The organism is Bifidobacterium sp. W8104 (genome assembly GCF_016100735.1).
Taxonomy (GTDB): domain Bacteria; phylum Actinomycetota; class Actinomycetes; order Actinomycetales; family Bifidobacteriaceae; genus Bombiscardovia; species Bombiscardovia choladohabitans.
The window spans coordinates 1-4373 of the sequence record NZ_JACFRW010000003.1 but is presented as its reverse complement, the minus strand read 5'-3'; the positions used below and the strand labels follow the sequence as shown (position 1 = coordinate 4373).

Below are 4373 nucleotides of genomic sequence, written 5' to 3'. Positions count from 1 at the left end.
CCCGACCTATTAACAACCACCCAACACGCTTACAGCCACAAGGCCAAACCCCCAACATAAACAACGCGTTTAGTTCCTATAGCCCAGAATCTCTGAAGTGGGTGTCACTGCTCCAGGAAATCGGTGCAGACGCAGTCGTTAATATCATTCAGAATGGAAGCCACGGGGGAGGATCAGGTAAGTATAGACGCTGGGAAAAGTTTGCTATGCAAACGGCTTGGTGTCTTGACATCATTGGATGCAGCAATTGAAGGTCCATCTCTACTCAAAGGAAAGTTGCCATCTTAAAAGGCGACGTATGGGTACTTAGCTATCAAAGGCAATGAGCAAGTTATTAATATTCAAGAAGCGAGTTAAAACAGAAGTTGACACTGAACCGGGTTCTGATAATATTACTACAAAGCATAGTCCGCAACGATGGGAGACGCAATGATTGGGGAAGCTGTATACATGCGGGCGACGCACCCAGGATCTCCTTTCTTTGTCGATAGCCGTAGTCTCATGGCACATGCCGAAGAGTCATGGGATCCTGAACCTGACTGTCCGATAGGATGGGCTTCAAATAAATCCGTAGTATGGACATATATGCAGCCGACTGCTTGCATAATGAGGACCCACGGATGGAAAATTCATGTGACGGCTTCCCTTGACAATGCACAATCAGTTTTAGAAAAAGTTTCTAAAATCTGTATTTCAGAGCATGTTATGTTCAAATATCTCAGGGATAAACAACAGTACCGAACTCGTTGTCGTGGGGCTTTATAATCGCATGAGGTCTGGCGATACTCTGATCTCAGTACCATGAAGGTTAATATTATGCGTGATGGTGTGGTAGTAGCTGAACAGCTAAGTAAGAATTTCGTCTCGGGTGACGGGACTCCCACTGTGGTGTTCAATGATCTTTCTTTTGTTGCTGCTGGTGGTGCCATGACCGCAATTACAGGGCCCTCTGGATGTGGTAAGAGCACCTTGCTATATTGCCTTTCTGGTCTTGAACAGCCATCTCAAGGAAATGTGTGGGTGCTGGGTGAGGAACTAACTAAGAAGAACCAGCGTAACTTGGCTTTGTTTCGCAGATCGCATATCGGGTTTGTGTTTCAGTCCTACAATCTTGTCCCGTCCATGACCGTTCGTGACAATATCCTGCTCCCCTTGACTCTCAGCCATCGCAAGGTCGATCAAGGAAGCATCGATGCCCTCATGGATAAGTTCCACTTGAGCGGGCACGACAATGACGCAGCTAGTTCGCTCTCAGGTGGTGAGCAGCAGCGGGTATCCTTGATTCGCACCTTGGTCGCGGATCCCGATGTTGTGTTCGCCGATGAGCCGACAGGTGCTCTTGACCAGAAGTCCGGACAGTTGGTTTTCTCGCAGTTGCGGGACTTCTCCCATCGACCCGGTAAATGCGTGGTCGTGGTCACACACGATCTCCGCCTGGCCCGGCAATGCGACGTCGTATACACCATGAGTGATGGCGGATTTGTCGCATCAGGGAATGTGGAAGAGCAAGCGTAGTTATTGCCCTGATTCTGTATGGCGATGCGGCGTGAAAGGTGTAAGTCATGAAGTGGGCGTTGAATGATCTGAAAGCCAATAGAGGAATCTGGGCCGGTGTGTTTCTTGTGCTTGTGGTCACGCAGACGATTCTGTGCGCCATGAGTGTATGCAAGGGAATCAATGATCTCAAACATGATTCCCCGGGGGAAGTGGGTGTGGTATCTCACCATCTCAGCACTAACGTGGACTCGGTCTACCAGATAGCAATGGTCCTGGGTTGCCTGGTCATTATGGTGACGATTCAGGCTTCCATAAGGCAGCGGCGGAAGGGACTTGCATTGTTGTCCCTGCTTGGTGCCACACCTAGGCAGGTGCTGACCCTCACCATGGTGCAGGTGTTCGTGCTGACTCTGATCTCCTCCATCGTTGGTATGGCGCTGGCGCCAATTCTTGCCCCACGGATTCTAAAGTTCCAGTTGGAGGCCGTGCTGTTACCGCCGCTTATCACTTTTACTTGGCAGGGTTTCTTAGACTTTGCTTTGAGGGGGCTTGCAGTCGGTTTCATTGTGGCTTTGTTGGGTGCTCTCTTTACTCTGCGTGCTTTGAGGAAAGTGCTTCCGGTTGAGCTGCTGAGAGGTTCAGGAACTGAGGAAGTCCACGTCACGAGAGCTGGGCGCGGTCTGAGGAGATTCCTTATTATCGGTGGTTTCATCGCCCTGCTGGCACCGGCTGTCGCTGCCGTCATCCTGGTGTTGAACGACCCCAAAACTCTGAGTAAGACCCAATTGGGCATCATCATGCAACCCATGTCATTAGGCCCGATCATCGCGATACTGCTGTTTCTGGTCGCTCTGGCCTATTCTGGAGGACCCATCATCCAATGGGCCACCAAAACATGGACGAATCTGGTTCCTGTGCAATCCGATGTCTGGAAGATCGCACGGGCACAAGCCATTGTGAGAAGTCGCGGGAAGGCATTCGGCTCCACCATCATCTCACTGACTGCTTGCCTGTTCCTGCTCGGTGGATTGTTAATCACAGGTCAAACCAGTACTGCTGCCATAAGTGGCTTTCCCCAGTTGAAAGACATGGGATCAGCCACACCGATAGAGCTTATGTCCAGCCTGTGGTCGGCCTTGCTCATTGCTGTAATCGGTGCGGTCGCCAGTTTCGCCATCTCTGCCAAGGAACGCAACCTTGATCTGGCCCTTATCTCCATCGCGGGCGCTGTGCCCGGACAGCTACTTGCCATATCGGCCTTGGATGGTTTCATCCTCGTGACCACCGGTATCCTTATCTCTGCGGGGGCCACCTTGCTCGTCGGAGTTTTCACCGCTGTGACATTCCTCCCTCTTTCCAAGAATCTCTTTGTAGTGGTCTTCCCCTGGAAGTTCTTCATTATCCTTGCTGTGCCCATTATCGCCGCGGGAACACTTTCCACATTTTTCTCTGCACGTTCTAGTTTGAAGCGATCGGCAATTGAAACCGTCCAAACAGCCATAGGCGAATAGCGGAAATCATGTCAACTATGCAAACTCAGCAACGTCAAAAAACCACAATTTTTAATGTATTCAGACTATTGAAACCGCACACAGCTATCACTGTTGTTGTGATGTCTGTGGGTATAGTGTCTTCAGGTCTGGCGTTACTACAACCTCTGTGTGTCAATTATCTTCTACACGCCATAGAACAGAGTCAGAAGTTGGTGAGACCAATTGCAGTCTTGGCGCTTTTGTTTGTAGCAGGCATCGTCCTGGATGGTTTGGGATCCAATATGGCAAACCGCCTTGCGGCGAAAATAGTTTTCGATAAACGTAGCAATCTCATTACCTGTATCCTCGGCCTGCCGGTACAAGAGTATGATAAGAGGGAGTCGGGTGACTATGTCTCAACTGTCATCTCAGATACTAATGAGTTACGCTCAGCCCTGTCATCAGACTTCTTTAAAGTGGCCGCGAATCTGTTAACAGCTTGCGGATCAGCTGTCGCTATGCTGTTCATTGATACCAGACTCTTTGCCGTGGCACTTATAACTTCGTGCACATCCATTCTGTTGATGATTGCTGCTTCTTCTCGTCTGCAGGCCTATACCGAACTGGTACAAGCTAAGACAGCAAGACTGTCTAATGCCATACTGCGATCATTAGCTGGAATTCGCACAATTAAGGCCTTTATGGCAACAGTGCCTGAAACGAAAAGAGTAGTCGGTACCGCAGAAGAAGTGTATCGGGCAACAGTAAAAGTGGCCAACAAGGAAACAATCATTCGGTCCATTGTGAACTGCGCCATACAGCTGACCTTACTAATCGTTTTTTCCTTTGGCGGCGCGGAAATAGCGAAAGGGGATCTTGATATTTCTAATTTCATCTCCTTTTCAATGTATTTGACTATGGTTGTTTCTTCGCTAAGCTCCTTTTCCTCATCTATAACCACGGCTTTCAAAGCTTTAGGACCACTCAGGAGAATAGAAGACATTGAATCTTTGCGCGATAAAAGCGAAACCGTAAGTTCGAGCAATATGCTTTCCCCAGATGGGCATTCCTCGTTTGATACAGCCAACATTACGCTGGAGTTCAAAGATGTATGCTTTTCTTACAATACAGCGGACAAAGATGATGAACGAAATACCACTCTGCAGAACATTAGTTTTAGCGCAGTCCCACACCAAAGAACCGTCATCGTGGGCTCGTCGGGTTCAGGTAAAACTACGCTGCTTTCCCTATTGGAGGCTTTTTATAGGCCGGATTCGGGGCATATCCTATACAACAATGTTGACTCAACTGATTTAAATGGGCCTATAGGAACTAAACGCGTTGTTTTAGGTTCTGTGTGTGGGTTTGGTTGTGTGTTGGTCAGAGTGTGGTGTTGGGGTATCT

General features: G+C 48.9%; 4 protein-coding genes. All 4 read left to right on the top strand.

Annotated features, from left to right (window positions below; all coding sequences use genetic code 11):
- Positions 1 to 417 precede the first annotated feature (417 nt).
- Positions 418 to 765 (top strand): hypothetical protein, encoded by a 348-nt coding sequence (locus H3U89_RS08590; protein ID WP_442859369.1) that lies wholly within the window; start codon positions 418 to 420, stop codon positions 763 to 765.
- 51 nt (positions 766 to 816) lie between these two features.
- A complete protein-coding gene (locus H3U89_RS08295; RefSeq protein WP_045924347.1) occupies positions 817 to 1515 on the top strand; it encodes an ABC transporter ATP-binding protein in 699 nt (232 codons plus the stop codon).
- A 47-nt stretch (positions 1516 to 1562) separates the two neighbouring features.
- Entirely contained in the window at positions 1563 to 3008 is a 1446-nt protein-coding gene (locus tag H3U89_RS08290; protein ID WP_045924218.1) for an FtsX-like permease family protein, read from the top strand.
- Positions 3009 to 3025: 17 nt separating this feature from the next.
- On the top strand, positions 3026 to 4373 hold a 1348-nt coding region (locus H3U89_RS08285), incomplete at its 3' end, for an ABC transporter ATP-binding protein (RefSeq protein WP_181415147.1).

Coding starts and splice junctions, on each gene's coding strand:
- H3U89_RS08590 (WP_442859369.1), top strand. CDS start 418: ATGGGAGACGCAATGATTGGGGAAGCTGTATACATGCGGGCGACGCAC.
- H3U89_RS08295 (WP_045924347.1), top strand. CDS start 817: ATGCGTGATGGTGTGGTAGTAGCTGAACAGCTAAGTAAGAATTTCGTC.
- H3U89_RS08290 (WP_045924218.1), top strand. CDS start 1,563: ATGAAGTGGGCGTTGAATGATCTGAAAGCCAATAGAGGAATCTGGGCC.